Below are 24,494 nucleotides of genomic sequence, written 5' to 3' on the forward strand. Positions count from 1 at the left end.
TTCTGCCCGGCCAGCCCTGCGTAGCCGATGCTCCGATACCGGGCTGAAAGTGTGGCGTTCATCAAGCAAGGTGACCCTTGCTAGCAATCAGAATCTATTTCGGTAACACTTGTGTTGTGAAAACGGTTGCTGGTACCTCGCATGCCCCGGAAGGGGCATCGTTGTCTGCTGCTCCCGTGTCACAGTCTGCTGCTCCGGCGTCACCGTCTGCTGCTCCGGGCACGCATATCGGTGCTGATTCTCCGGTTCCCGTCAGTCATGACGGCCAGACCCGGGCCGCGGTGGTCAACCTGATCCTCGAACAGGGACCGGTCACGGCGGTACACATCAGCGAAGAGCTCGGCATCACACCTACCGCGGTACGTCGTCATCTCGACGCGATGATCGCCTCGGGTGATCTGATCGCGACAGCAGCACCGCGTTACGCACACCGTGGGCGAGGACGTCCGGCCAAGCATTTCCAGCTCACACCGAGCGGTCGTGGACGCCTCAAGCACGCCTACGACGATCTCGCCGGTGCTGTCATGCGCCGCCTGCGCACGATCGGTGGCGAGGAGGCGGTTACCGACTTCGCCATGGAACGCGCTCAGAAAATCGTCTCTGACGTGCCCGTATCGGGCAGTTCGGCAGAAGAACTCGAGAACACCGCCGAACAAATTGCCGAAGCTTTGACCAGTGCGGGATTTTCTGCCACCACTCGTCGCGTTGGTAATGGTGTGCAGATCTGCCAGCACCATTGTCCGGTGGCGCACGTGGCGGCCGAGTTCCCGGAATTGTGCGAAGCAGAAACAGCGGTGTTCACCGCGAAGCTCGGTACTCACGTGCAGCGTCTGGCAACGATCGCCAACGGCGACTGCGCATGCACCACCCACGTGCCACTTGCAAAAATGCAGGGGGCAAATCAGGTCGACGCACAGTCCGCGTCGGCATCGGTAGCCTCCGGAAGGAGTCACATATGACGGTCACAGACCCGACCCCCGCAGCAGCACCGGCGGGCGTTCTGACGCAGGAAGAGACGATCGACTCTTTCGGTTCATACGGATACGGCTGGTCCGATTCCGATGTCGCGGGCGCCAGCGCCAAGCGCGGCCTGTCCGAAGCGGTTGTCGCAGACATCTCGTCCAGGAAGAGTGAGCCCGAGTGGATGCTCGCGGCGCGCCTCAAGGCGTTGTCGATCTTCGACCGCAAGCCCATGCCGAACTGGGGCAGCGACCTCGACGGCATCGACTTCGACAACATCAAGTACTTCGTGCGCTCCAGCGAGAAGCAGGCAGCCACCTGGGACGATCTGCCCGAAGACATCAAGAACACCTACGACCGGCTGGGCATCCCGGAAGCCGAGAAGCAGCGCCTGGTCTCCGGTGTCGCCGCTCAGTACGAGTCCGAGGTCGTATACCACTCGATTCGTGAGGATCTCGAGCAGCAGGGTGTGTTGTTCCTCGACACCGACACCGCATTGAAGGAACAGCCCGAACTGTTCGCCGAGTACTTCGGCACGGTCATCCCGGCCGGCGACAACAAGTTCTCCGCGCTCAACACCGCGGTCTGGTCGGGTGGCTCGTTCATCTACGTCCCGCCGGGTGTGCACGTCGACATCCCGCTGCAGGCCTACTTCCGGATCAACACCGAGAACATGGGTCAGTTCGAGCGCACGCTGATCATCGTCGACGAGGGTGCCTACGTGCATTACGTCGAAGGTTGCACCGCGCCGATCTACAAGACCGACTCGCTGCACTCGGCCGTTGTCGAGATCATCGTGAAGAAGGGTGGCCGCTGCCGGTACACCACGATTCAGAACTGGTCGAACAACGTCTACAACCTGGTCACCAAGCGGGCCAAGGCTGAAGCCGGCGCCACCATGGAGTGGGTCGACGGCAACATCGGTTCCAAGGTCACCATGAAGTACCCGGCTGTGTGGATGACCGGTGAAGGCGCCAAGGGCGAAGTCCTCTCGGTTGCATTCGCAGGGCCCGGACAGCACCAGGACACCGGATCGAAGATGGTGCATCTGGCACCGAACACCTCGTCCAACATCGTCAGCAAGTCGGTCGCGCGTGGCGGCGGGCGGACTTCCTACCGTGGCCTGGTCCAGATCAACAAGGGTGCACACGGCAGCCGCTCGACGGTGAAGTGTGATGCGCTGCTGGTTGATCAGATCAGCCGAAGCGACACCTACCCCTACGTCGACATCCGCGAGGACGACGTCACGATGGGTCATGAGGCCACGGTCTCCAAGGTGAGCGACGACCAGATCTTCTACCTCATGAGCCGCGGTCTGACCGAGGACGAGGCAATGGCCATGGTCGTGCGCGGATTCGTCGAGCCGATCGCCAAGGAACTGCCGATGGAATACGCGCTGGAACTCAACCGGCTGATCGAACTGCAGATGGAAGGCTCCGTCGGATGAGTTCTGCTACAGGTGTTGTCGGTGCGGTCCAGGGTGAGAACTCCCGGCCTGCGGTCAACAAAGGTGAGATGTTCACGTCCTTCGACGTGAACGCTTTCGAAGTACCCCGCTTCAAGGACGAAGCGTGGAAGTTCACGCCGTTCCGTAAGCTCCGCGGTCTGCACGACGGCAGCGCCGAACGTACGGCCGAGGCGACCGTCGAGGTCACCGGAGCCACGCAGGGTGTGACCGTTGAAACGGTCGGTCGCGACGACAAGCGACTCGGTCAGGGCGGCGTGCCGTTCGATCGGGTTGCAGCGCAGGCCTATTCGTCGTTCACCTCGGCAACGGTTGTGACCGTCGGCAAAGAGGTCGAACTCGCCGAACCGATCACCGTGACCGTCGATGGTCCGGGTGTCGGCGAGACGGCTTTCGGTCATCTCCAGATCCGGCTCGAAGCGTTTGCCAAGGCGACCGTTGTCATCGACCAGAAGGGCAGTGGCACCTACGGCGAGAACATCGAGTTCATCGTCGGTGACAGTGCGCATCTGACGGTGCTCAACGTCCACGACTGGGCCGACGACATGGTGCACGTGACCGCCCATCACAACCGGCTCGGCCGGGATGCGGTGTTGCGTCACTTCGCGATCAGCCTCGGTGGCGAACTGGTCCGGCTCAGCCAGGTGGTGCACTACGACGCACCAGGTGGCGACGCGGAACTGATGGGTCTGTACTTTGCCGACGCCGGACAGCATCTCGAACAGCACCTGCTGGTGGATCATTCGCAGCCGCATTGCCGGTCGAACGTGGTCTACAAGGGTGCGCTGCAGGGTGTCGAAGGCGACCGCGCCCGTGAGGCCAGGACGGTATGGGTCGGCGACGTGCTCATCCGCGCCGAGGCCGAGGGCACCGACACCTTCGAGCTGAACCGCAACTTGATCCTGACCGACGGTGCCCGCGCCGACTCGGTACCCAACCTGGAAATCGAGACGGGTGAGATCGTCGGCGCCGGACATGCCAGTGCCACCGGCCGTTTCGATGACGAGCATCTGTTCTACCTACAGTCTCGTGGCATCTCCGAACACGAGGCCCGTCGACTGGTGGTCCGCGGATTCTTCGGCGAGGTGATCGCTCGGATCGCGCTGCCAGAGTTGCGTGACCGTCTGTCGGCCGCCATCGAAGCCGAGCTCGAGGCCGCCGGCGCCTGATCGCCGGCAAGCACAAACTCTTCCCCAGATATCAGCAAGGAACTCAAATACCGTGGCTACTTTGGAAATCCGTGATCTGCATGTCAACGTCAAGCAGACTGACGCCGACGCCGAACCCATCAACATCCTCAAGGGTGTCAACCTGACCATCGAGTCGGGCCAGACCCACGCGATCATGGGCCCCAACGGCTCCGGTAAGTCGACGCTGTCGTACGCCATCGCCGGGCACCCCAAATATGAAGTGATGCAGGGCACCATCACCCTCGACGGCGAAAACGTCCTCGAGATGGCGGTCGACGAGCGGGCGCGCGCCGGACTGTTCCTGGCGATGCAGTACCCCGTCGAGGTGCCGGGCGTCTCGATGTCGAACTTCTTGCGCACCGCTGCCACCGCAGTCCGCGGCGAGGCACCGAAGCTGCGCCTGTGGGTCAAAGAGACCAAAGAGGCGATGAACGAGCTGGAGATCAATCCGTCGTTCGGTGAGCGCAGTGTCAACGAGGGATTCTCCGGTGGCGAGAAGAAGCGCCACGAGATCCTGCAGCTCGGATTGCTCAAGCCGAAGATCGCGATCCTCGACGAGACCGACTCGGGCCTGGACGTCGATGCTCTGCGCGTCGTCTCCGAGGGCGTCAACCGCTACAAGGAGCGCGAGAACGGCGGAGTTCTGCTGATCACCCACTACACCCGGATCCTGCGCTACATCAAGCCTGATTTCGTTCATGTGTTCATCGACGGTCGCATCGTCGAGTCGGGTGGCCCGGAATTGGCCGACGAGCTCGAGCAGAACGGCTACATCCGGTTCACCCAGACTGCAACCGCCTGACACCGGATCTACCTTTCGCCCGAACATCCTCCAGGAGGCCAGACATGACAAGCATCGATGAGACGATCGCTTCGACTGCGCTGGACGTCACTGCTGTTCGCGCCGACTTCCCGATCCTGGGTCGTACGGTGCGCGACAACAAGCCGCTGGTGTACCTCGATTCCGGTGCCACCAGCCAACGTCCGGTGCAGGTTCTCGATGCCGAACGCGACTTTTTGGTCACCTGCAATGCGGCGGTTCACCGCGGAGCGCATCAGCTGGCCGAAGAGGCCACGGATGCCTACGAGGATGCGCGTGCGGTGGTTGCCGGGTTCGTCGGCGCCGATGTCGACGAGTTGGCGTTCACCAAGAACGCCACCGAGGCGCTGAACCTGGTGACCTACACCCTCGGCGACGATCGCAGTGCCGGCGTGCTGGGTGGCAGTCCACTCGGCCCCCGTGACACCGTCGTCGTCACCGAGCTCGAGCATCACGCGAATCTGGTTCCGTGGCAAGAACTGTGCCGCCGGACAGGTGCAACGCTGAAGTGGTACGGGGTGACCGACGAGGGTCGGATCGACCTGGATTCGCTGGAACTCGACGACACCGTCAAGGTGGTGGCGTTCACGCATCAGTCGAATGTGACCGGTGCGATCGCCGACGTGCCGGAGATGGTCCGCCGCGCACGCGCCGTCGGAGCCCTGGTGGTACTCGATGCCTGCCAGTCGGTCCCGCACATGACGGTGAACTTCCACGAACTCGATGTCGACTTCGCGGCGTTCTCCGGCCACAAGATGTTCGGCCCCTCCGGTGTCGGTGTGCTGTACGGCAAGCGGGAGCTGCTTGCCGGCCTGCCACCGTTCATATCGGGTGGTTCGATGATCGAAACGGTCTCCATGGAGGTCTCCACCTACGCACCCGCGCCACAGCGTTTCGAGGCGGGCGTGCCGATGACCTCTCAGGTGATCGGGCTGGGTGCGGCGGTTCGTTACCTGCAGGACCTGGGTATGGATGCGATTGCCGCACACGAGCATTCGCTTGTTGAAGCCACGTTGTCCGCCCTCGGTGCGATCGAAGGCGTCCGGATCATCGGTCCGGCCACCTCGGAGCAGCGCGGGGGAGCGGTCTCGTTTGTGGTCGATGGCATTCACGCCCATGACCTCGGCCAGATCCTGGACGACGAAGGTGTCGCCATCCGCGTCGGACACCATTGCGCCTGGCCGCTGCACAAGCGTCTCGGTGTGGCCGCCACCGCACGCGCATCGTTTGCCGCATACAACACACTCGACGAGGTCGACGCGCTTGCGAAGGCCATCGTCAAGGCCCAGGAATTTTTCGGCGTGAGAAAGACTGACGGCGACAATGTGCCGACCGGGGTGGTTGCCTGATGCGTATGGAACAGATGTACCAGGAAGTGATCCTCGATCACTACAAACATCCGCAGGGACGTGGCCTGCGCGATCCTTTTGGTGCCGAGGTCCATCACGTCAATCCGACGTGCGGCGACGAGGTCACCCTGCGGGTTCGGTTGTCCGACGACGGGGAGACCGTCACCGACGTCTCGTACGACGGTCAGGGCTGCTCCATCTCGCAGGCCTCGACCTCGGTGATGTTCGAGCAGCTTGTCGGCCAGAGTGTGAAAGAAGCTCTGGCCACGGTTGATTCGTTCAACAAGATGATGACCTCACGCGGCGCCGACGAAGGTGACGAAGACGTGATCGGCGACGGCGTCGCCTTTGTCGGGGTCAGTAAGTATCCGGCTCGCGTGAAATGCGCATTGCTGGGATGGATGGCATTCAAGGACGCGTTGGCACAGACGGTTGCCGGCAAAGAGAATTCGGCTAGGGAGTCGGTATGACAACAACATCAGGACCTGAAGGCTCGACCGAGGTCGCAACATCGCCTGCGGCAGCTGTGCCTGCGCCGGTGCAGACCTCGTTGCCGTCCATCGACGACATCGAAGAGGCCATGCGCGACGTGGTCGATCCCGAACTCGGTATCAATGTCGTTGACCTGGGCTTGGTTTACGGCCTGGAGGTCAGCAGCGACGCCGTTGCGAAGGTCGATATGACACTGACGTCGGCCGCCTGCCCGCTCACCGACGTGATCGAGGATCAGGCGCGCAATGCGCTGGTCACCTCCGGCCTGTGCACCGACATGGAACTCAACTGGGTCTGGCTGCCGCCGTGGGGTCCGGACAAGATCACCGATGACGGACGCGAACAGTTGCGTGCGCTCGGTTTCACCGTCTGACCTCCGGTTTCACGCGACCACTTGGGTCGTTCGGTTGCTCCAGATCGGACCAGTACAGGCGCCGCATCACGGCTGAGCCGCTCACCGGCCCGAGTATTTCTCGAAGGCGCTCGGTGACCGCATCATGTATCCGGTCACCGATTGCCACGAGATGATCGCTGTATCGGCCGATCAGATTGATGTCGACAGCGGTGAGAGTTGTCGATTGCGTGTCGAATTCGATTGCGGCGATGTCGCGGCGGCCGACCTCCCAGATGGTGCCTGCCAGCAGTAGGCGAAGCGCGCGGGTGTTGATCAGAATTCCCGGACTGTCGGTCGACACCGGGACGCCCCGCCGGTTCGAGTGGTGCAGGCGTGCCCGGATCTTCTCGAGGACGGTGGCCTCTGGGATCTGAGCATCGAGCGCAGCTGCGGCGTCGCTGATCCACCACAGATCGGGGTCGGTCACCGGTTCGGTCATCGCAGATCCTCCCTTGTCCCTTGATGTTTTCTGTAGGTGCCCACCCTGTCGGACCTTGCCCCGGCGGGTCCCCATGGTGCAAGTCTGGCCGCCAACTGCGCACGTGCCCGCTGCAGATGACCGCGCACCGATCCCCGGGTGATAGCCAGCGCGGTGGCGATCTCTTCATGCGACATCCCTTCGACCTCGCGGAGCCACCAGCACGCCCGGGTATGCGCGCTGAGCTGTCCGAGCTCGTACTCCAATGCATCGAGCAGCGACTGGCCCACGGCCTCGTCTTCGGGTCCGGGCGTGTACCGATCCGAACGTTCGAGCGTTTCATCGGTCACCGGGATCGCGACTCGGTGTCGCCGCAGATCGATGGTCTTGCGTGAGGCAATCGTGAACAGCCACGTGCGGAACGAGGATTCGAAGGCGAACCCGGGCAAACCGCGCCAGGCGGCAAGGAACGTTTCCTGGGTGATGTCCTCTGCGGTGGCCGGTGAGCCGGTGAGCCGGTTGGCATAGCGGAGCAGAGGCTTGAGGTGACGCCGGACCAGATCCTCGAACGCAGTGCGATCGCCCAGTGCGGCGTAGCGAATCAAGGATGCTTCGCTTTCCATGTCCACGGGTTCAGCATGCCAGTTCCGGATGTGGCGTGGCTCACAATTGCCGCGTGCAACATTGCGGTCCCACCTCGTCATAAGAAGTGGACCGGGTTACATATGCCCTCGTCCGTCCCACATTGGGAAGCATGACGAGTGGAGGACTCGAGATGACAACTTCTGCGGACCCCGACCACGTCGGGTTGAGCAAAGAAACCTCGGACGACTCCGAGTCGTCGGGCGGAACGACAACTATCGCCGACGTGGTGGTGTCGAAGATTGCCGGGATCGCGACCAGGGAGATCGACGGGGTTTTTGACCTCGGCGGGGGCGCGGCCCGTGCCGTCGGCAAGTTGCGCGAGAACATCCCCGGTGCGTCAACGGACGTCACACAAGGTGTCTCTGTCGAGGTCGGTGAGAGACAGGCAGCCGTGGACGTCGGCCTGGTCGCGAACTACGGCGTTGCGATTCACCAACTCGCGGAGTCGGTTCGGGCAAATGTGATCGACGCGATCGAGAAGATGACCGGGCTCGAGGTCACGGAGGTCAATATCACGGTTCACGACGTCCACCTGGACACCGATGACTCGACCACCGCTCTCGACGGGCAGACAGTGTCGCGGGTCCAGTGACCGGACCGGCGACCACGGTTGCCGAACGTGTCCGCGATGCGGTCATGGCGGTCGACGGTGTTGCCGGCCTGCATGCCGGGACATTCGGTGACGTGGCCACATATCTGCCGGGGCACCGGGTGTCCGGCGTCCGGATCGGCAAGGCCGGTGTGGAGGTGCATGTGATCGTCTACTTTGGCACCGATATTCAGCAGGTGGCACAAGCGGTGCGTGTCGCGGCGCTGGCGCAGCTGGATCGGCCGCTGCCCTGCACGGTTGTTGTCGAAGACGTCGTTGCCGCAGTGATTGAAGGCGCAGCGGTCGAAGACGCAGTGGGTGGGGCAGCAGTGGGTGGGGCAGCAAGCAGCGAAGTGAACGCACCAGAAACGAGAGAATCATGAGCAATACAATCGTGGGCTTGTTTGTCGGTCTGTTGCTCGCCCTGGCCATCACCACCGGAGGTTTTTCCGGTTTGATGATCGCCGTGGTGTTTGCGGTGGTCGGGCTGGCCATCGGGGCACATCGCGATGGACGTATCGATCTCGGTGTGCTGTTGCGGAGCAAGGGCCGTGGCTGAGGCGGCAGTCGCGCAACCGACCGAGGCTGCCGATCTGGAGTTGAGCGGGCCGGCTCGGCCCGCGATCCGCGGTAGGTTGCAGATCGAGCCGAAGGTCAACGTGAAGATCGCGCGCCAGGCTGCGGTGGAGGTTCGCGGCGTGGTGCCGCAGTCGGTGAAACTGGGGTCGTTGACCGGTCGCAATCTGCCTCGCGCGCTGTCGGATTCGAGCACCCGGCATCCGGCGATCGCCATCGAGATCGCGGTGTGCTGGCCCGCGTCGGCAGCGGAGGTGTCGGCGCAGGTACAGACACACGTCGCCGATGTTTTGACCCGACTCACCGGGCGGCGCCCGTCGCGGGTTGATGTCGACGTTGTGGCGGTGACCGATTCGGAAGGACTGTTGCTGTCCGAAGAGGTCGCGAATATCGTCACGGAACAACAGAATTCCTCTGAAATGGTCTCCGAGCGTGGCGGTAGACCGCCACGGGCTTATCCCGGTGCCGGGCGGATCGCGCCACTGATCGGCGTGTTGTTGATCGTCGGAGCACTGCTCGCCGGTCGCGAATTCGCGGTGGCCCAGGGTTATTACGACTCCGACGCCTGGATAGCGGATGCGACGCAGTGGATTGCGAGTACGAGCTGGCAGACGTGGATGGTTGCCGTTGCGATCGCCGCCGTCGTGGTGGGCCTGTGGTTGTTGTACCTGGCGATTCGACCCCGACCGCGCACCCACCGGCCGTTGGCGGTATCCGGCCTGTGGACGCGTGACGTGGACATCGCCCGGCGGATCAGCGCCATCGCGCTCGATGAAGAGGACACCGTCTCGGCGACCACGACCGTTGCCAGGGGCCGCGCGAAGATCGCTGTGCGCGGGCAGGAAGGCAGCAATAGTGCTGCGCTCCGTGAGCGTCTGGACATCGTGATGGCCCGGCTCGAAACCGCCCCGCGGGTGGTACTCGACTATCGGGCGCCTGCGGCCGACCCTGCGCATACCTCCACGGACGAGGGACCGGAAAAGTGAGACGCACCCTGAACCTCATGGACCGACTCGTTGTTGGCCTGATCGGGCTTGTCCTTCTCGGGGCGGGTGTGGTCGCATTGCTCTGGTGGCAACAGGTTTCAGTGGTCGTCGACGAAATCGAGCAGATCAACGACTACGAGATCTACACCGCGCCGGAGCAGGGTTGGTGGCCGTGGTCGCTACTCGTGGCCACCGTCGTCTTGGCTGTCCTGGGACTGTGGCTGGTGCTGGCCAACCTGCGTCTCAACAGGATTCGGTCCGTCGTGGTGGGTTCTTCATCGGGTGCGGTCGCCGGTGAACGCGCGGTGTCGGTGCCCGATGTCGGGAAAGCTGCCGCGAAATCGTTGGAGCGGCATCCCTGGATCAACTCGACACAGACGCGGTCGTTCATCGACGGCAGGACCCCAACGCTCGAGCTGACCGTGACCGCAGACCCTGCTGCCGAGGGTCGCGAGCTCATCGAGTTGCTACGTGCGGTCCGCCATCAACTTCAACTGTCGTTCGCCGGAGCCGATGTCGAGGTTCGGATCCTGCTGCATCGAGCACCGAATCAGTGATCCGGCCTGCCGGACTTCAACGCCGAGCGGACGATGGTGCCGGACAGGCGGATATCGGCATGGGAGACGGTGCCCGCCATCGCTCCGAGAGTCCCGCCGAGATGGTGGCGATCGCTCAGATAGGCGCGCTGCATCGAGGCCGGTGCTGCGAAGAATGCATCGAAGAAGCCGGTGAGGTCGGCTGAGGACAGGTTGAGCAGCACAGCAAGTCCGCGTAGTCGGAGCCGATACACCGCCCGGGCCTGACGTGGCCACAGGGCTTTGACCGGATCGCGGCCACGTGCGTAGGCGTCAACCAGCTGATCGACCGACGACAGCGTTTCGGCGACGCTGTAACCCGTTGCCGGATGGACCATTCCGCCGGCAGCCCCGAACCGCAGCGGATCCGGCGAGGCCCATGGCAACCTCGAACTGTCGGACAGCGCGATCTTCACTGTCTCCGTCTGGGACACCTCGAGTGATCCCTGGTCGATGTCGAATTGTGCCAGCCGCTTGCCGAGTCGTTCGCGGAGCACGGCGATGGGCATGGCCGGTGCCGCGGCCAGGCACGTCTCTTCGAGCAGTACTCGATTGTCGTCCAATGGGATTGCGTAGAGAAACGTCGGAGTCCGATGAGCGGTTGCCCCGCGCCAGTCCATCAATATTGCGCTGTCGTTGCCAAGGACCGGTGCCGCGTGGGCTCGATCCATAACGACGCCGTAGGCACTCTGCGCGGGTGCTTCCGGATCTCGGAGCCCGCGCGCATCGACCACCGCCCGCGCATCGATCTGCGTTCCGTCCTCCAAATGCACGGAGGTGGGGTGCACCGCCGACACTGATTGCGGATGGACCACGACCCTGTCATCAAGGGTCAGCGACTGTTGCAGCGCGGCCGTGTGCAAAGTCACGTATTGCCGTTCGAGGAGGCGGTGCGACGGCGTGAACACCGCAACGGCCTCACAACTTGCCGCGATCACGGAGTCGTCGAGCCAGCTCGGCAGATCATCGGCCCACGCGGCATACGTTGGCTTCCAAAGGCTCTCGACCTGAGGGTCGATCACGGCCACGTGCAGGCCTGCGAGGGACGCACGGTGCGCAAGGGCACGACCCGACGGCCCGGCTCCCACCACCGCCAGGTCGACGATACGAGTTGTCATACGAGCACCGTATCGCCTTGCCGTAGACTGATAAGTCGTGATTACGGCAACTGACCTCGAGGTACGCGCGGGCGTACGCACCCTATTGAGCGCCCCTGGTCCGGCGCTACGGGTGCAACCCGGCGATCGCATCGGGTTGGTGGGCCGCAACGGTGCCGGCAAGACCACCACGATGCGCATTCTCGCCGGTGAAGGCGAGCCCTACGCGGGTTCGGTCGTCAACAGCGGGGAGCTCGGCTACCTGCCCCAGGATCCGCGTGAAGGCGACCTGGAGGTCATTGCGAAGGATCGGGTGCTCTCGGCTCGCGGGCTCGACACCTTGCTGCGTGATCTGGAAAAGCAGCAGGCGTTGATGGCAGAGGCCGTCGACGAGAAAGACCTCGACAAGGCCGTTCAACGGTACGGACAGCTCGAAGATCGCTTCTCGACCCTCGGTGGATATGTCGCCGAGTCGGAGGCCGCCCGCATCTGTAACAGCCTCGGTCTGCCCGACCGCGTACTGGCCCAGCCGCTGAATACGCTCTCCGGTGGTCAGCGCCGCCGAATCGAACTCGCTCGCATCCTGTTTGCGGCCTCCGATGGCAGCGGCGGCAAGTCCGGCACCACGCTCCTGCTGGACGAGCCGACCAACCACCTCGACGCCGACTCGATCGGCTGGCTCCGCGGATTCCTGCAGAACCACGAGGGTGGACTGATCGTGATCAGTCACGACGTCGAGTTGCTCGAAGACGTCGTCAACCGCGTGTGGTTCCTCGACGCGGTCCGCGGCGAGCCCGAAATCTACAACATGGGCTGGAAGAAGTATCTCGACGCCCGCGCTACCGATGAGCAGCGCCGCAAGCGGGAACGCGCCAACGCCGAGAAGAAGGCGGGCGTGCTGCGCGTCCAGGCTGCGAAGATGGGTGCCAAGGCCACCAAAGCCGTTGCCGCACAGAACATGCTCAAGCGTGCCGAACGCATGATCGACAATCTCGACGAAGAGCGGGTGGCCGACCGGACCGCGAAGATCCGGTTCCCGGAGCCTGCCGCCTGTGGCAAGACCCCGCTGATGGCCTCGGGTCTGACAAAGATGTACGGGTCGCTGGAGATCTTTGCAGGCGTCGACCTGGCCATCGACCGTGGCAGTCGCGTCGTGGTGCTCGGACTCAACGGTGCCGGCAAGACCACGCTGCTCCGATTGCTGGCGGGTACGGAAACAGCCCAGCGCGGGACGATCGAGCCCGGTCACGGCCTGAAGATCGGTTATTTCGCGCAGGAACACGACACCCTCGACGACAACGCGAGTGTCTGGGACAACATCCGGCACATGGCTCCGGATGCGGGTGAACAGGACCTGCGTGGTCTGCTCGGTGCGTTCATGTTCACCGGCCCGCAGCTCGATCAGCCGGCCGGAACGCTGTCCGGTGGTGAGAAGACCCGTCTGGCCTTGGCCGGACTGGTGTCGTCGGCGGCCAACGTCCTGCTCCTCGACGAGCCAACCAACAACCTCGACCCGATCTCACGTGAACAGGTGCTCGACGCCCTGCGCAGCTATAAGGGTGCCGTGGTCCTGGTCACCCACGACCCGGGCGCCGCAGCGGCTCTCGATCCGCAACGGGTGATCCTGCTGCCCGACGGCACCGAGGACCATTGGTCGGCCGAGTACCAGGAGATCATCGAACTCGCCTGAACCCGATGATGTGCTGTTTTGGCGGGCACGACCTGCGGTTTTGTTCGCCAAAAGGGCACAGTTCGAAGGTCAGAGGGTGGCGACGAATCTGTCCATCGTGCGTTCGGCGATCGCGGTGATGGTCAGGGACGGATTCACCAGTCCGGCGGCACCCGGCAGGAACGCGCCGTCGACGACGTAGAGGTTGTCGTAGCCGCGGATGCGGCCGTTCTCGTCTGCGCCCTGACCCATCACCACACCACCGAGGCCGTGATAGGTGCAGGCGGCACCGAAGTCTGCGGCCTGCGGGTATATCGGAATCCCGTTGGCAGGGAACCCGTATCGGGTCTCCGTCTGTTCGTGGAAGTGCCAGGCGAATTGGGAAGCACGTTGATCGACGAGCGTGTTCTCGCGGGGGTACGGGAAGTTGAGAATCGTCCTGCCGGTGGCGCGGTCGTAGTCGATGGTGCCGCGTTCATCGGTGTGGGTCTGGATCAGGTTCGTGGTGGAGAACCCGCCGGCATACTCCGGGAACGGCGTCGCCTGATAATTCATCGCGACCGGCCCGCCGGGTAGCCGGTCCTCGTACATCTTGACGTTGCCGGGTCCGCCCTGTGCGGCCCCGTAATCCTGACGGAGCGGGGTCCGCACGATGAGGAAGTCGCCGTTGGTGCCCCAGCCCCCTCCGATGGCCGTCGAGAGTGCCGGAAGCGTTCCCCTTGCCCGCGCCGCCACCAGAAGTGATGTGGTGTAAAAGGATCCGGCTGCCATGAAGAGGTAGTCGGCGTCGAAGCTCGTGACGCGGACCGTGTTGTGGTTCTCGTCGATCTCGCGGGCGGTGACGACAAAACCCTTGGCGCCCTCCCGTGGTCGGATGTCGAACACCTCGTGCATCGGTTTGATGGTGACGTTGCCGGTGGCCTCGGCGGACGGGAGATAGTTGTGATCGACGGAGTTCTTGGCACCGGAGTTGATGCCGTACGGTCCTTCGCCGACGCTGACCGATGCCTTTCGCCTGCCTCTGAGCTCTTCGCGGACGATGTCCCAGTCGACGGCGAAATCGGTGGGAATCGGCTCGGTTCCGTAGTCGCGCAACGTGTCCAGAAATGCGCGCGCGCCGCGGTATTGCGGATGAGCCAGGATGTCGGCGGGCAACGGTGAGGTACCCAAGGCCTGCTTGGCCCGCGGATAGTAGGTACTGACGAGTTCGTCGTAGTTCGCGGACGCCGGGAAGATCATGTCGAAATCGACCCGGCGCGGCACCGAGGTGAACATGCCGAACGCCAGCGATCCACCACCGACGCCGACCCCATAGATCGCGTCGACGCCGTTGCCGAAGATGCGGTCGATCAGACCTGGATACGCATTGATGGGCGGCGACAACAAGCCATTGATGTAGGTTCTCGTGCTGAACCAGGCAGCCCGCCCATCTGGCTGGTTCACCGTCGCGAAGGTGTTGCCGTCAGGCCTGATGGGCCATCGCCGACCCCGCTCGAGAACTGTGGTCGACACACCTGCCTGACCGAGCCGCAGTGCCGCCACCGCGCCTCCGAAGCCGCTGCCGATGACGATCGCCGTCGGTGCCGATCCGCCCGTGGGGGCTCCGCGTGCTCGCGCCGACACCGCGGCGGTGGCGGCCACCGCCGCGCCTGCCGCCGCCGCTCGCAGAACAGTGCGTCTGGGAACGGTCCGTGTGGACGTGATCGTGTCGCCGGCGCTCATGGTTCGCCTTTCCCGAAGGGGGTTGGAAAACTAATAGCCCTGGCGAGGTGTTCTACCTAATCCCTTTCAGCATTCACACAGCTTCGCTGGTCGGCGGCCTGCCCGGAGCTCAGAGATTCGCCACGAACCGGTCCATCGTGCGTTCGGCGATCGCGGTGATCGTCAGCGACGGATTCACCAGTCCGACGGCACCGGGCATGAACGAACCATCGGTGACGTAGAGGTTGTCGTAGCCGTGGACCTTGCCGTTCTCGTCGGCGGCCTTCCCGATGACCACCCCGCCGAGTCCGTGGAAGGTGGCAGCCGAACCGAAGTCCCCTTCGCGGGGGTACACCGGAATGCCGTTGGCCGGGTGCCCGAAGCGGGTTTCGGTGCGCTCGTGGAAGTGTCCGGCGAACGCCATCGCCCGCTTGTCGCCGATGGACTGCCCGCCCGCGAACGGGTAGTCGAGGACCGTCTTGCCGGTGGCGCGGTCGAACGTGATGGTCCCGCGGTCCGGGGTGTGTGTCTGCACCATGTGGGTGGTGGTGAACCCGCCTGCCACCTGTGGGAACGGAGTCGCCTGATAGATCATCGACACCGGTCCGCCTGGTAGTCGATCCTCGTACATGCGAGACAAGCCCGGGCCACCTTGGGCGTATCCGACGTCGTCGCGGAGCAGGGTCCGGATGATCAAGAAGTCGCCGTTGGAACCGAATCCGTTTCCGACATGTGTGGACAGGTTGGGCAGGGTGCCGTTCGCCCGGGCAGTCACCAGAAGCGACGTCGTGTAGTACGAACCGGCGGCCATGAACAGGTAGTCGGCTTCGAACGTCTCGATGCTGACCGTGCGGTGCTGATCGTCGATGAGCCGGGCCTTCACCACAAATCCCTTGGCGCGCTCTCGCGGCCGGATCTCGAACACCTCGTGCATCGGCTTGATGGTGACGTTGCCGGTGGACTCGGCGGACGGGAGATAGTTGTGATCGACGGAGTTCTTCGCGCCGGAGTTCACACCGTAGGGACCGCCGCCCACGGACAGCGATGCCTTTGCCTTGCCTGCCAATTCGTCGCGGACGATGTCCCAGTCGACAGCGAAGTCCTGGGGGACCGGTTCGACTCCGTAGTCGGCCAGGGTCTTCGTCCATACCCGGGCGCCGCGATATTGCGGATGAGCCAGGATGTCGGCGGGCATGGGACTCGATCCGAGCATCGTCCGAGCGGTCGGGTAGTAGTCCCGGATCAGCTCGTCGTAATTGGCGACATCGGGGAACTCCATCTCGAAGTCGACTTTGCGCGGGGTGGGTGTGAAAGCACCGAACGCCAGCGAGCCGCCACCGACTCCGGCGCCGTAGACCGAATCGATACCGTTTCCGTGGATGCGGTCGATGAGGCCGGGGTAGGGCTCCAGCCGGGTGAAACTCGTCAGGGGATTGATCGGCGGCTTGGTGCTGAACCAGGCCGCCCGCTTGTCCGGGTTGTTGAGATTGGTGAATGTGTTGCCGTCCGGGCGAATCGGCCACCGGCGGCCACGCTCGAGCACGGTCGTCTGGACGCCGGCCTGCCCGAGGCGCAGCGCGGCGACTGCACCGCCGAACCCACTTCCGATCACGATCGCCGTGGCGCCCGTGCTTCCTGTGCCGGCAGCAGCGCGGGGTGCGACTACAGCGGCGGCCGCGATGGCCGCACCCGCTGTGGCCGCCCGCAGTACTGTGCGCCGACTGGTGACAGAGTTCAAACCGGTCATTAGTTCGCCCTTCTCAGAATAGGCGAACCCTATATCTGTTAGGCGAGGATTACCTAACGAACACGGCCTATTTGCGGTGTCGTATCGATTCGATCAGTCTTCCTGGCGGGCATCGGAACCCGGTCAGAGGTAGCGCTTCTGCAGCTCACGTTTGACGAGTTTGCCGGTGGGTGTGCGGGGTAGTGAGTCGACGAAGTCGACCGATTTCGGTGCCTTGTAGTGGGCAAGTCGAGAACGGACCAACGCGATCAATTCCTCGGCGAGTACGTCACTTCCGGCGACACCCGGTTCGAGTTGGACGCAGGCCTTCGCCACCTCACCGAGGTCCGGGTCCGGGACGCCGATGATGCCGACGTCATAGACATCGGGGTGGCCGATGAGGATGTTCTCGGCCTCCTGCGGGTAGATGTTCACCCCGCCGGAGATGATCATGAAGGACTTGCGGTCGGTGAGATAGAGGAAACCATCGGCGTCGACATATCCGACATCACCGCTGGTGGTCCAAGCGGGATGGTCGGGATGCTGTGCGTCCCGCGTCTTTTCGGGGTCGTTGTGGTAGTGGAAGGGCAATTCGTCTCGTTCGAAGTAGACGGTACCGATCTCACCGGTGGGCAGTTCTGCGCCGTCGTCGCCGCAGATGCGGACGATGCCGAGCAACGGTTTACCCACCGATCCCGGGTGCGCCAGCGAACCGGCGCTGTCGATGAACGTGGCACCGGAACCCTCGGTGGACGCGTAGTACTCGTTGATGACCGGACCCCACCACTCGATCATCGCCCGCTTCACTTCTGGCGGACAGGGTGCGGCGGCATGGATGGCGGCCTTCAGGCTGCTGACATCGTATTTCGACCGCACCTGCTCGGGTAGCTTCAGCATCCTGATGAACATCGTCGGAACCCACTGGCTGTGGGTCACCCGATACTCGTCGATCAGTTGCAGCGCGGTCTCGGCGTCGAAGCGATCCATCAGTACAACGGTTCCGCCCAGTGACGTGACCATGCCGCAATAGCGCAGTGGCGCAGCGTGATAGAGCGGCGCCGGGCACAGGTACACCGAGTCCTGGTCGAAGCCGTAGATGGCGGAGAAGACCGGTGTGTACGGATCGAGGATCTCGTCGACCTGACCGTCCTGCAGTGGAACCTTGATGCCCTTGGGGCGGCCGGTGGTACCGGAGGAGTAGAGCATGTCCTGGCCCCGCGGCTGATCTTCGAGCGGTGCGTCCGAGGCCTGCGCCAGGATCGTGTCATACGAATCGAATCCGGAAAGCTCACCGCCCCAGGCGATTCGATGGGTGAGCGTGGCGACCTCGGTCGAACGGCTCACCACATCGGCGACCTCGGCAGAGGCGAACAGCGCAACCGCGCCACAGTCGCCGAGGATGTAGTTGGTCTCCTCGGCGGTCAGATGATTGTTGATGGCTGTCACATACATGCCGGAACGCAGTGCAGCCCAATAGATTACGAGCATGCGGATGTCATTGTTCGACACCATGGCGATGTTGTCCCCGCGGCCGAGCCCGACATCCCGCAAGTAGTGGGCCAGCTTCGTCGAGAGCTGATCGAGCTCGGCGTAGGTGATCGACTCACCGGTTGCGGGGCGCACGACAGCAACCTTGTCCGGCGTGCTGTCGACAAAACTACCCGGGAACATCGCGACCTCCGGCGCTGGCGACCGCGGCCCGACTGACCGCGATATGTTAACCAGGACTATCACAGGAAGGCCTACGTACGCGGGCATTTCGGCGTCAGCCGAGGTAACCGGTTCCGTTATTGGGACCGGCGTACCGATTCTTCGACGAGGTCGAGCACCGCGTGCAGATCATCGGTGGCGGCACCTGATGCCAGACGCGTCGTGAGGCCGTCGAGGATGAGGTCGAGATAGGCGACCAGAACACGGGTGGGCAGATCATCACGAAGACGGCCGGCCGTACGCTGGCGCTCCAGACGCGCCAGCGTGGCCGACTCCAGTTCCGCCGAACGTGCTTTCCACTCGGTACGGAAACCGGGATCGGTACGCAGCTTTCGGGCTATCTCCAGCCGCGTACCGAGCCAGTCGAAATCTTCGGGACGGTTGAGCATGTCCCGCATGACCTGAACCAGACCCTCGTTGGCCGCAACATCGGCCATTCGTTCGGCATCTTCGTTGGCCAGGGCCAGGAACAGCGCCTCCTTGTCACGGAAGTGGTGGAAAATCGCACCCCGCGACAGGTCGGTTGCCTCCTCGAGCCGACGCACGGTGGCGCCGTCGTAGCCGAACTCGGCAAAACAACGGCGCGCACCGTCGAGGATCTGTCGTCGCCGGGCTTCCAGATGGTCTTGACTGACCTTGGGCAACCGACTGCGTCCGCTCGTCAGCTCTTGAGCATGTTGCGCAGCACGTACTGCAGGATGCCGCCGTTGCGGTAGTAATCGGCTTCACCCGGCGTGTCGATGCGCACCTTGGCATCGAACTCGACGACCTGTCCGTCGCCCTTGGTGGCGGTGACCTTGATTGTCTTCGGCGTCTTGCCCTCGTTCAGCTCGGTGATACCCGTGAAGTCGAAGACCTCGGTGCCGTCGAGTCCGAGGGACGTGGCCGACTCGCCCTCGGGGAACTGCAGCGGGATCACGCCCATGCCGATCAGGTTCGAGCGGTGGATGCGCTCGAAGGACTCGGTGATGACCGCGCGGACGCCGAGCAGGCTGGTGCCCTTGGCGGCCCAGTCACGCGAGCTGCCCGAACCGTATTCCTTGCCGCCAAGGACGACCAGCGGGATGCCGGCCTTCTGGTAGTTCTGCGACGCGTCGTAGATGAACGACTGCGGGGCACCGTCCTGGGTGAAGTCGCGGGTGTAGCCGCCGGCGACACCGTCGAGGAGCTGATTCTGCAGACGGATGTTGGCAAACGTTCCGCGGATCATCACTTCGTGGTTTCCGCGACGAGAACCGAGCGAGTTGTAGTCCTTGCGCGCCACACCGTTGGCATCGAGGTACTGCGCTGCCGGGGTACCTGGCTTGATCGGGCCTGCCGGGCTGATGTGGTCGGTCGTGACCGAGTCGCCGAGCAACGCCAGGACGCGAGCGCCCTTGATCTCGGTGACCGGCGACGGCTCGACCGCCATGCCGTCGAAGTACGGGGGCTTCCGGACGTAGGTGGACTTCTCATCCCACGCGAAGGTGTCGCCCTCGGGAGTCGAGAGATTCTGCCAGCGGTGATCGCCCGCGAAGATCGTCGCGTAGGACTTGCGGAACATGTCCTGGCTGATCGCCGACTGAATCGTGGCTTCGATCTCCTCGGTGGTCGGCCAGATGTCCTTCAGGAAGACGGGTTTGCCGTCGGTGTCGTTGCCGAGGGAATCGGTCTCGAAGTCGAAGTCCATGGTTCCGGCAAGGCCGTACGCGATCACCAGCGGCGGGGAAGCCAAGTAGTTCATCTTGACATCGGGGGAGATGCGTCCCTCGAAGTTACGGTTACCCGAGAGCACCGCGGAGACCGACAGGTCGTTGTCGTTGATCGCCTTGGAGATCGCTTCGGGCAGCGGGCCGGTGTTACCGATGCAGGTGGTGCATCCGTAGCCACCGAGGTAGTAACCGAGCTTCTCGAGGTACGGCCAGAGGCCGGCCTTCTCGTAGTAGTCGGTGACGACCTGCGATCCGGGAGCCATATTGGTCTTGACCCACGGCTTGGTGGCCAGTCCCTTCTCGACCGCGTTGCGGGCGAGCAACGCAGCGCCGAGCATGACCGACGGGTTGGAGGTGTTGGTGCACGAGGTGATACCCGCGACCACCACGGCGCCGTGGTCGAGGACGAACTCGCCGAGTTCGGGGTCGACGATCTTGATCGGCTTGGAGGGGCGTCCCTTGCTGCCGCTGGCGGCCGACCGGCCTTCATCGGCGCCGTCGTCGGCAAAACACAGCGTTGCCGGGTCGCTCGCCGGGAACGACTCCTCGACGGCCTCGTCGAGCTGGGTGTGCTCGGCGTCGTTGTTGTTCTCCACGTAGGTGTGGATGTCCTTGCGGAACGCCGCCTTCGACTCGGACAGCAGGATGCGGTCCTGCGGACGCTTCGGGCCGGCGATCGAGGGGACCACGGTGCTCAGGTCGAGTTCGATGTACTCGGAGAACACCGGCTCGCGCTCGGGATCGTGCCACATGCCCTGTTCTTTGGCATATGCCTCGACCAGCGCGAGCTGCTCGTCGCTGCGACCGGTCAGGCGCAGGTAGCTGATGGTCTCGGCGTCGATCGGGAAGATCGCTGCGGTGGAACCGAATTCGGGGCTCATGTTGCCGAGGGTGGCGCGGTTGGCGAGGGGGACCTCGGCAACGCCTGCGCCGTAGAACTCGACGAACTTGCCGACAACGCCGTGCTTGCGCAGCATCTCGGTGGCGGTGAGCACCACGTCGGTGGCGGTGACGCCGGGCTGGATCTCACCGGACAGCTTGAAGCCGACAACACGCGGGATGAGCATCGACACGGGCTGGCCGAGCATTGCGGCCTCTGCCTCGATGCCGCCGACGCCCCAGCCGAGCACGCCGAGGCCGTTGACCATCGTGGTGTGCGAGTCGGTGCCGACGCAGGTGTCGGGGTATGCCTGGCCGTTGCGGGTCATCACGGTCGGAGCGAGGTATTCGATGTTGACCTGGTGGACGATGCCCATGCCCGGGGGGACGACCTTGAAGTCGTCGAACGCGCCCTGGCCCCAACGGAGGAACTGGTAACGCTCGCCATTGCGCTCGTATTCGAGGTCGACGTTGCGCTCGAGGGCATCGGCGCGACCGAACACATCGAGGATCACCGAGTGGTCGATGACCATGTCGGCAGGGGAGAGCGGGTTGACCTTGGTGGCGTCGCCGCCGAGGGCGGTGACGGCTTCACGCATGGTCGCGAGGTCGACGATGCAGGGGACGCCGGTGAAGTCCTGCATGATGACGCGCGCCGGGGTGAACTGGATCTCGGTATCCGGCTCGGAGCTGGGATCCCAGTTCGCGATCGCGTTGATGTGATCTTTGGTGATGTTGGCACCGTCTTCGGTGCGGAGCAGGTTCTCTGCGAGCACCTTGAGGGAGTAGGGGAGTTTCTCTGTTCCCTCGACGGCGTTGAGGCGGAAGATCTCGTACGAGTTCTCACCGACGGTCAACGTGCCGCGGGCGCCAAATGTATCGATACTCATCGCTTACGTCAGCTCCAGTCTTGTTGTCTCACCGGCTGGCCAACGCCGGTTCTTGATCCTCTTGTCGGCGTGATCGCCGACAGGTACGAACCGACGGGCTGCGCCGATCCGTGCTTCCTCCGATTCTAGCAGTACGAGCGTACTGGTAAACCAGTGGGGGATTCTGGCGTGTCTTCGCGAGGACGACACGCCAGGGGGATGCCGTACGCCGTCAATTGTGTCGTACTGTGCTGCCGTAGGTTGGACACAGGCTGAACTTTCCGGCACGGCGGAGATTCATGTGGCCCGAATGGAGACAGTAAGTAGATGGCACCGACGCCCTTCTCGACGATCGTCCCGTCCGACGTCGATATCGCAGAGCTCTCGGCCGGACTGGCAGACGAAGGTGTCGTCGCCCCACCCGAGATGACCCCGGCGATCCTGGCGGCCGTCGCGCAGGCCCGCGATGAGGGCTACGACGTGCATTTTGTTGTCACCGACAAGATCTATCCGCGAATCACCTATTACCGTGACATCGCCACCGAGTTGCAATCCGAGACCGGTGGAACCGTCATTGTGCTCGGCGGTAATTACGTGGGTAGTTCGAGTAACGAGTTCAGCCGCGTCGAACTCGAGAATGCCACCGACAATCTGGCGATTCAGAATCCACCGCAGGCCGCGCAGCAGATGGTCGACCGGATGACCGGTCAGACCGACGTGCCCTGGACCGTCGTGACCATGCTCCTGATCGCCATTGTCGCGGTCGGTGCGGTCATTGGCCGCAAACTGCAGTTGCGCAAGGGAAGTGGCGCGCAGCCGGCGGACGTCCACGCAGACGTGCCGACCTCGGCGACCGCCGCCACCGATTCACCCGACAGACTGTGATCCACAGCCTCTGATCCACGATTCGCGGACAGATTTCTGATTCACGCGACTGAATTACATTTGTGTAATTCGCGCATGTCCAATTTGTTACCTTGCACATCCGTGGTGATCACAGCGTTTCCGCAGGTAATGACTGCGATGTAATTTGTGACTCATGTTTCCTTGGTTGTTTTTGTGACGTACGGTTCGTATGTCACCGATGGGGTTAATGGGGAAGTTGATCACCATCGTGGCGATGGCCGAGTGTGTGCCACTGCTCCGCAGTGGCACCGGCGCACTGTCGGATCTGCGAGGGAGTCATTAGTGAGTCGAGGAAAGGCGTTACAGCCGCGCAAACGTGGCATTCGAGTGTCCTCGGTGACCGCTTTGATGGCGGTGGTGACGGTCACCTGTGCACAGTTGGCCACGGGAACCGCGGTCGCGGCTCCGCCGAGTAGCGCGGAGCAGATCGCCACACTGATCAATCAGATCGCCGACACGAACCAGACGATGGTCAACCTCGATGGCGAGGTTGCCGTCAAGCGTGAAGCCGTGAACCGGGCACTGGTCGATCTGCAGAATGCCAGGGAGTCCGAGCGTCTCGCTGCAGTAGCCGTCCGCGGTGCTCAGGCGTCCCTGGAAGAGGCCTCCGGCGCAATCGCGTTCGCCCAGACCGACTTCGATGCGTTCATTCGTAGCCTGTACTCGATGGGCAACAGCCAGGGCTCGCTGCTCGGATACATGTCCGGTGACCCCGGCGCTCTGCTCGACCGGGCATCGGTGGTCGACCAGATCAGTCGCGATCAGCAGGCCACCATCACCCGGTTGCAGCAGGCCCGAAACGAAGAGGCGAACCGCGCGGCCACGGCCAAGGCCACCGCGCAGCAGGCCACGTTCGCAACTGCTTCTGCCGAGACCCGTCAGGCCGACGCGCAAAGCGCCATCGCCGCGGCAACCGAAGCGGTCAAGGCCGAATACGCGCGGCGCTCCATGCTCGAACAGGACCGGGCCGCGGCACAGCGTGAATTGGACAAGCTCCGCGGCCAGCCCGCGTCCTCGTACCCCGGTGCTCCGACCGCGGTCCTCCCGGACCAACAGGCCGCCATCGAGCAACAGGCACACGACGCCGCTCTGCGGGCTGCGGGTGAAGCCAGCGCCAGGCTGGCACTGGACACCTCGCAGCAGGTCCTCGCCGCCATCATCGGCTCGATGACCCCGCCGCACACCGACATCGAGACCCCGACGCCCGTCGACCCGAGCCTGCCCGTCGATCCGTCTGTGCCGGAAGAGCCGACCCCGTCGACGCCGACGACACCGTCGACCCCGACCACACCGGTCATCCCCGGAGCCTCCGGATCGGCGGCAGTCGAGATCGTCGTCAACCGCGCACTCTCACAACTCGGTGTCACCTACTCGTGGGGTGGCGGAAACGCGAACGGCCCGACACTCGGTATCCGTGACGGCGGCGTGGCCGACTCGTACGGCGACTACAACAAGGTCGGATTCGACTGCTCCGGTCTGATGATCTACGCATTCGCCGGTATCGGGATCTCGTTGCCGCACTACACCGGCTACCAGTACACGTCCGGCCCGCAGTTCCCGCTCTCGCAGATGCAACGCGGTGACATGATCTTCTACGGTCCCAACGCGAGCCAGCACGTGGCGCTGTACCTGGGCGGCAACCAGATGGTCGAGGCACCGCAGTCGGGTGATGTCGTCAAGATCTCGCCATTGCGCACCAGTGGCGCGATGCCCTATGTCGTCCGTCTGAGCTGACACCGGCGGGTTCGCCTGGGTGCCTCCAGTACCCTCGGTTCAGTCAGCACAAC

At 63.6% G+C, this 24,494-nt stretch carries 23 protein-coding genes; 15 read left to right on the forward strand and 8 right to left on the reverse strand.

Annotated features, from left to right (window positions below; genetic code table 11):
• Window positions 1-116 precede the first annotated feature (116 nt).
• Genes AC1TQG_RS18875 through AC1TQG_RS18905 form a run of 7 tightly spaced genes read left to right on the forward strand, consistent with a single transcriptional unit; the run spans window position 117 to window position 6,649 of the window.
• Window positions 117-959, forward strand: coding sequence for a helix-turn-helix transcriptional regulator (locus tag AC1TQG_RS18875; protein WP_482139368.1), 843 nt, complete (start codon window positions 117-119; stop codon window positions 957-959).
• On the forward strand, window positions 956-2,407 hold the full coding sequence (gene sufB / locus AC1TQG_RS18880; protein WP_482139369.1) for a Fe-S cluster assembly protein SufB: 1,452 nt from the start codon (window positions 956-958) through the stop codon (window positions 2,405-2,407). The genes AC1TQG_RS18875 and sufB overlap by 4 nt, the downstream gene beginning before the upstream one ends.
• The gene (sufD, locus tag AC1TQG_RS18885) at window positions 2,404-3,594 is read left to right on the forward strand and encodes a Fe-S cluster assembly protein SufD (protein WP_482139370.1); all 1,191 of its coding nucleotides are present in this window, start codon (window positions 2,404-2,406) and stop codon (window positions 3,592-3,594) included. Before sufB ends, sufD begins: the two co-directional genes overlap by 4 nt.
• A gap of 52 nt (window positions 3,595-3,646) precedes the next feature.
• Entirely contained in the window at window positions 3,647-4,417 is a 771-nt protein-coding gene (sufC, locus tag AC1TQG_RS18890; RefSeq protein ID WP_482139371.1) for a Fe-S cluster assembly ATPase SufC, read from the forward strand.
• Between the two features lie 44 nt (window positions 4,418-4,461).
• Complete coding sequence (locus AC1TQG_RS18895) at window positions 4,462-5,784, forward strand: SufS family cysteine desulfurase (RefSeq protein WP_482139372.1); 1,323 nt, start codon at window positions 4,462-4,464, stop codon at window positions 5,782-5,784.
• On the forward strand, window positions 5,784-6,254 hold the full coding sequence (gene sufU / locus AC1TQG_RS18900; RefSeq protein WP_482139373.1) for a Fe-S cluster assembly sulfur transfer protein SufU: 471 nt from the start codon (window positions 5,784-5,786) through the stop codon (window positions 6,252-6,254). The genes AC1TQG_RS18895 and sufU overlap by 1 nt, the downstream gene beginning before the upstream one ends.
• Window positions 6,251-6,649 carry a metal-sulfur cluster assembly factor gene (locus AC1TQG_RS18905; RefSeq protein WP_482139374.1) on the forward strand — a complete coding sequence of 133 codons (399 nt, stop codon included), beginning with the start codon at window positions 6,251-6,253 and terminating at the stop codon, window positions 6,647-6,649. Before sufU ends, AC1TQG_RS18905 begins: the two co-directional genes overlap by 4 nt.
• Here the strand turns inward: AC1TQG_RS18905 and AC1TQG_RS18910 are convergent.
• Together AC1TQG_RS18910 and AC1TQG_RS18915 are read right to left on the reverse strand one after the other, a co-directional pair.
• Complete coding sequence (locus AC1TQG_RS18910) at window positions 6,639-7,109, reverse strand: hypothetical protein (RefSeq protein WP_482139375.1); 471 nt, start codon at window positions 7,107-7,109, stop codon at window positions 6,639-6,641. The genes AC1TQG_RS18905 and AC1TQG_RS18910 overlap by 11 nt on opposite strands.
• The gene (locus AC1TQG_RS18915; RefSeq protein WP_482139912.1) at window positions 7,106-7,711 is read right to left on the reverse strand and encodes an RNA polymerase sigma factor; all 606 of its coding nucleotides are present in this window, start codon (window positions 7,709-7,711) and stop codon (window positions 7,106-7,108) included. Before AC1TQG_RS18915 ends, AC1TQG_RS18910 begins: the two co-directional genes overlap by 4 nt.
• A gap of 152 nt (window positions 7,712-7,863) precedes the next feature.
• On the opposite strand from AC1TQG_RS18915, the gene AC1TQG_RS18920 reads away from it, so the two are divergent.
• Genes AC1TQG_RS18920 through AC1TQG_RS18940 form a run of 5 tightly spaced genes read left to right on the forward strand, consistent with a single transcriptional unit; the run spans window position 7,864 to window position 10,441 of the window.
• Entirely contained in the window at window positions 7,864-8,325 is a 462-nt protein-coding gene (locus AC1TQG_RS18920) for an Asp23/Gls24 family envelope stress response protein (protein WP_482139376.1), read from the forward strand.
• Window positions 8,322-8,705, forward strand: coding sequence for an Asp23/Gls24 family envelope stress response protein (locus tag AC1TQG_RS18925; RefSeq protein ID WP_482139377.1), 384 nt, complete (start codon window positions 8,322-8,324; stop codon window positions 8,703-8,705). Before AC1TQG_RS18920 ends, AC1TQG_RS18925 begins: the two co-directional genes overlap by 4 nt.
• Complete coding sequence (locus tag AC1TQG_RS18930; protein WP_482139378.1) at window positions 8,702-8,881, forward strand: DUF2273 domain-containing protein; 180 nt, start codon at window positions 8,702-8,704, stop codon at window positions 8,879-8,881. Before AC1TQG_RS18925 ends, AC1TQG_RS18930 begins: the two co-directional genes overlap by 4 nt.
• Window positions 8,874-9,884: an Asp23/Gls24 family envelope stress response protein gene (locus AC1TQG_RS18935; protein ID WP_482139379.1), complete on the forward strand. Its 1,011-nt coding sequence runs from the start codon at window positions 8,874-8,876 to the stop codon at window positions 9,882-9,884. Before AC1TQG_RS18930 ends, AC1TQG_RS18935 begins: the two co-directional genes overlap by 8 nt.
• A gap of 17 nt (window positions 9,885-9,901) precedes the next feature.
• Entirely contained in the window at window positions 9,902-10,441 is a 540-nt protein-coding gene (locus AC1TQG_RS18940) for an Asp23/Gls24 family envelope stress response protein (protein WP_482139380.1), read from the forward strand.
• Here AC1TQG_RS18940 and AC1TQG_RS18945 read toward each other — a convergent pair.
• Entirely contained in the window at window positions 10,435-11,577 is a 1,143-nt protein-coding gene (locus AC1TQG_RS18945; RefSeq protein ID WP_482139381.1) for a lycopene cyclase family protein, read from the reverse strand. The two genes, AC1TQG_RS18940 and AC1TQG_RS18945, sit on opposite strands and share 7 nt — an antisense overlap.
• 37 nt (window positions 11,578-11,614) lie before the next feature.
• On the opposite strand from AC1TQG_RS18945, the gene AC1TQG_RS18950 reads away from it, so the two are divergent.
• Window positions 11,615-13,246, forward strand: coding sequence for an ABC-F family ATP-binding cassette domain-containing protein (locus AC1TQG_RS18950; protein WP_482139382.1), 1,632 nt, complete (start codon window positions 11,615-11,617; stop codon window positions 13,244-13,246).
• Window positions 13,247-13,315: 69 nt separating this feature from the next.
• On the opposite strand, the gene AC1TQG_RS18955 is transcribed toward AC1TQG_RS18950, so the two are convergent.
• The 5 genes from AC1TQG_RS18955 to AC1TQG_RS18975 all read right to left on the reverse strand — a co-directional run bounded on the left by AC1TQG_RS18955 (window position 13,316) and on the right by AC1TQG_RS18975 (window position 21,822).
• Window positions 13,316-14,947, reverse strand: coding sequence for a GMC oxidoreductase (locus AC1TQG_RS18955; RefSeq protein WP_482139383.1), 1,632 nt, complete (start codon window positions 14,945-14,947; stop codon window positions 13,316-13,318).
• Window positions 14,948-15,056: 109 nt separating this feature from the next.
• Window positions 15,057-16,673, reverse strand: a complete 1,617-nt coding sequence (locus AC1TQG_RS18960; protein WP_482139384.1) for a GMC oxidoreductase — start codon at window positions 16,671-16,673, stop codon at window positions 15,057-15,059.
• Window positions 16,674-16,796: 123 nt separating this feature from the next.
• Window positions 16,797-18,323 (reverse strand): AMP-binding protein, encoded by a 1,527-nt coding sequence (locus AC1TQG_RS18965; protein WP_482139385.1) that lies wholly within the window; start codon window positions 18,321-18,323, stop codon window positions 16,797-16,799.
• Window positions 18,324-18,439: 116 nt separating this feature from the next.
• A complete protein-coding gene (locus tag AC1TQG_RS18970; RefSeq protein WP_482139386.1) occupies window positions 18,440-19,006 on the reverse strand; it encodes a TetR/AcrR family transcriptional regulator in 567 nt (188 codons plus the stop codon).
• Window positions 19,007-19,023: 17 nt separating this feature from the next.
• Window positions 19,024-21,822 (reverse strand): aconitate hydratase, encoded by a 2,799-nt coding sequence (locus tag AC1TQG_RS18975; RefSeq protein ID WP_482139387.1) that lies wholly within the window; start codon window positions 21,820-21,822, stop codon window positions 19,024-19,026.
• A gap of 306 nt (window positions 21,823-22,128) precedes the next feature.
• Between AC1TQG_RS18975 and AC1TQG_RS18980 the strand changes: the two genes are divergently transcribed.
• Both AC1TQG_RS18980 and AC1TQG_RS18985 read left to right on the forward strand, forming a co-directional pair.
• Entirely contained in the window at window positions 22,129-22,686 is a 558-nt protein-coding gene (locus AC1TQG_RS18980; protein WP_482139388.1) for an Rv1476 family membrane protein, read from the forward strand.
• 369 nt (window positions 22,687-23,055) lie between these two features.
• The gene (locus AC1TQG_RS18985) at window positions 23,056-24,441 is read left to right on the forward strand and encodes an NlpC/P60 family protein (RefSeq protein ID WP_482139913.1); all 1,386 of its coding nucleotides are present in this window, start codon (window positions 23,056-23,058) and stop codon (window positions 24,439-24,441) included.
• Window positions 24,442-24,494: the final 53 nt, after the last annotated feature.

This window comes from Williamsia sp. Y844, from assembly GCF_056786475.1.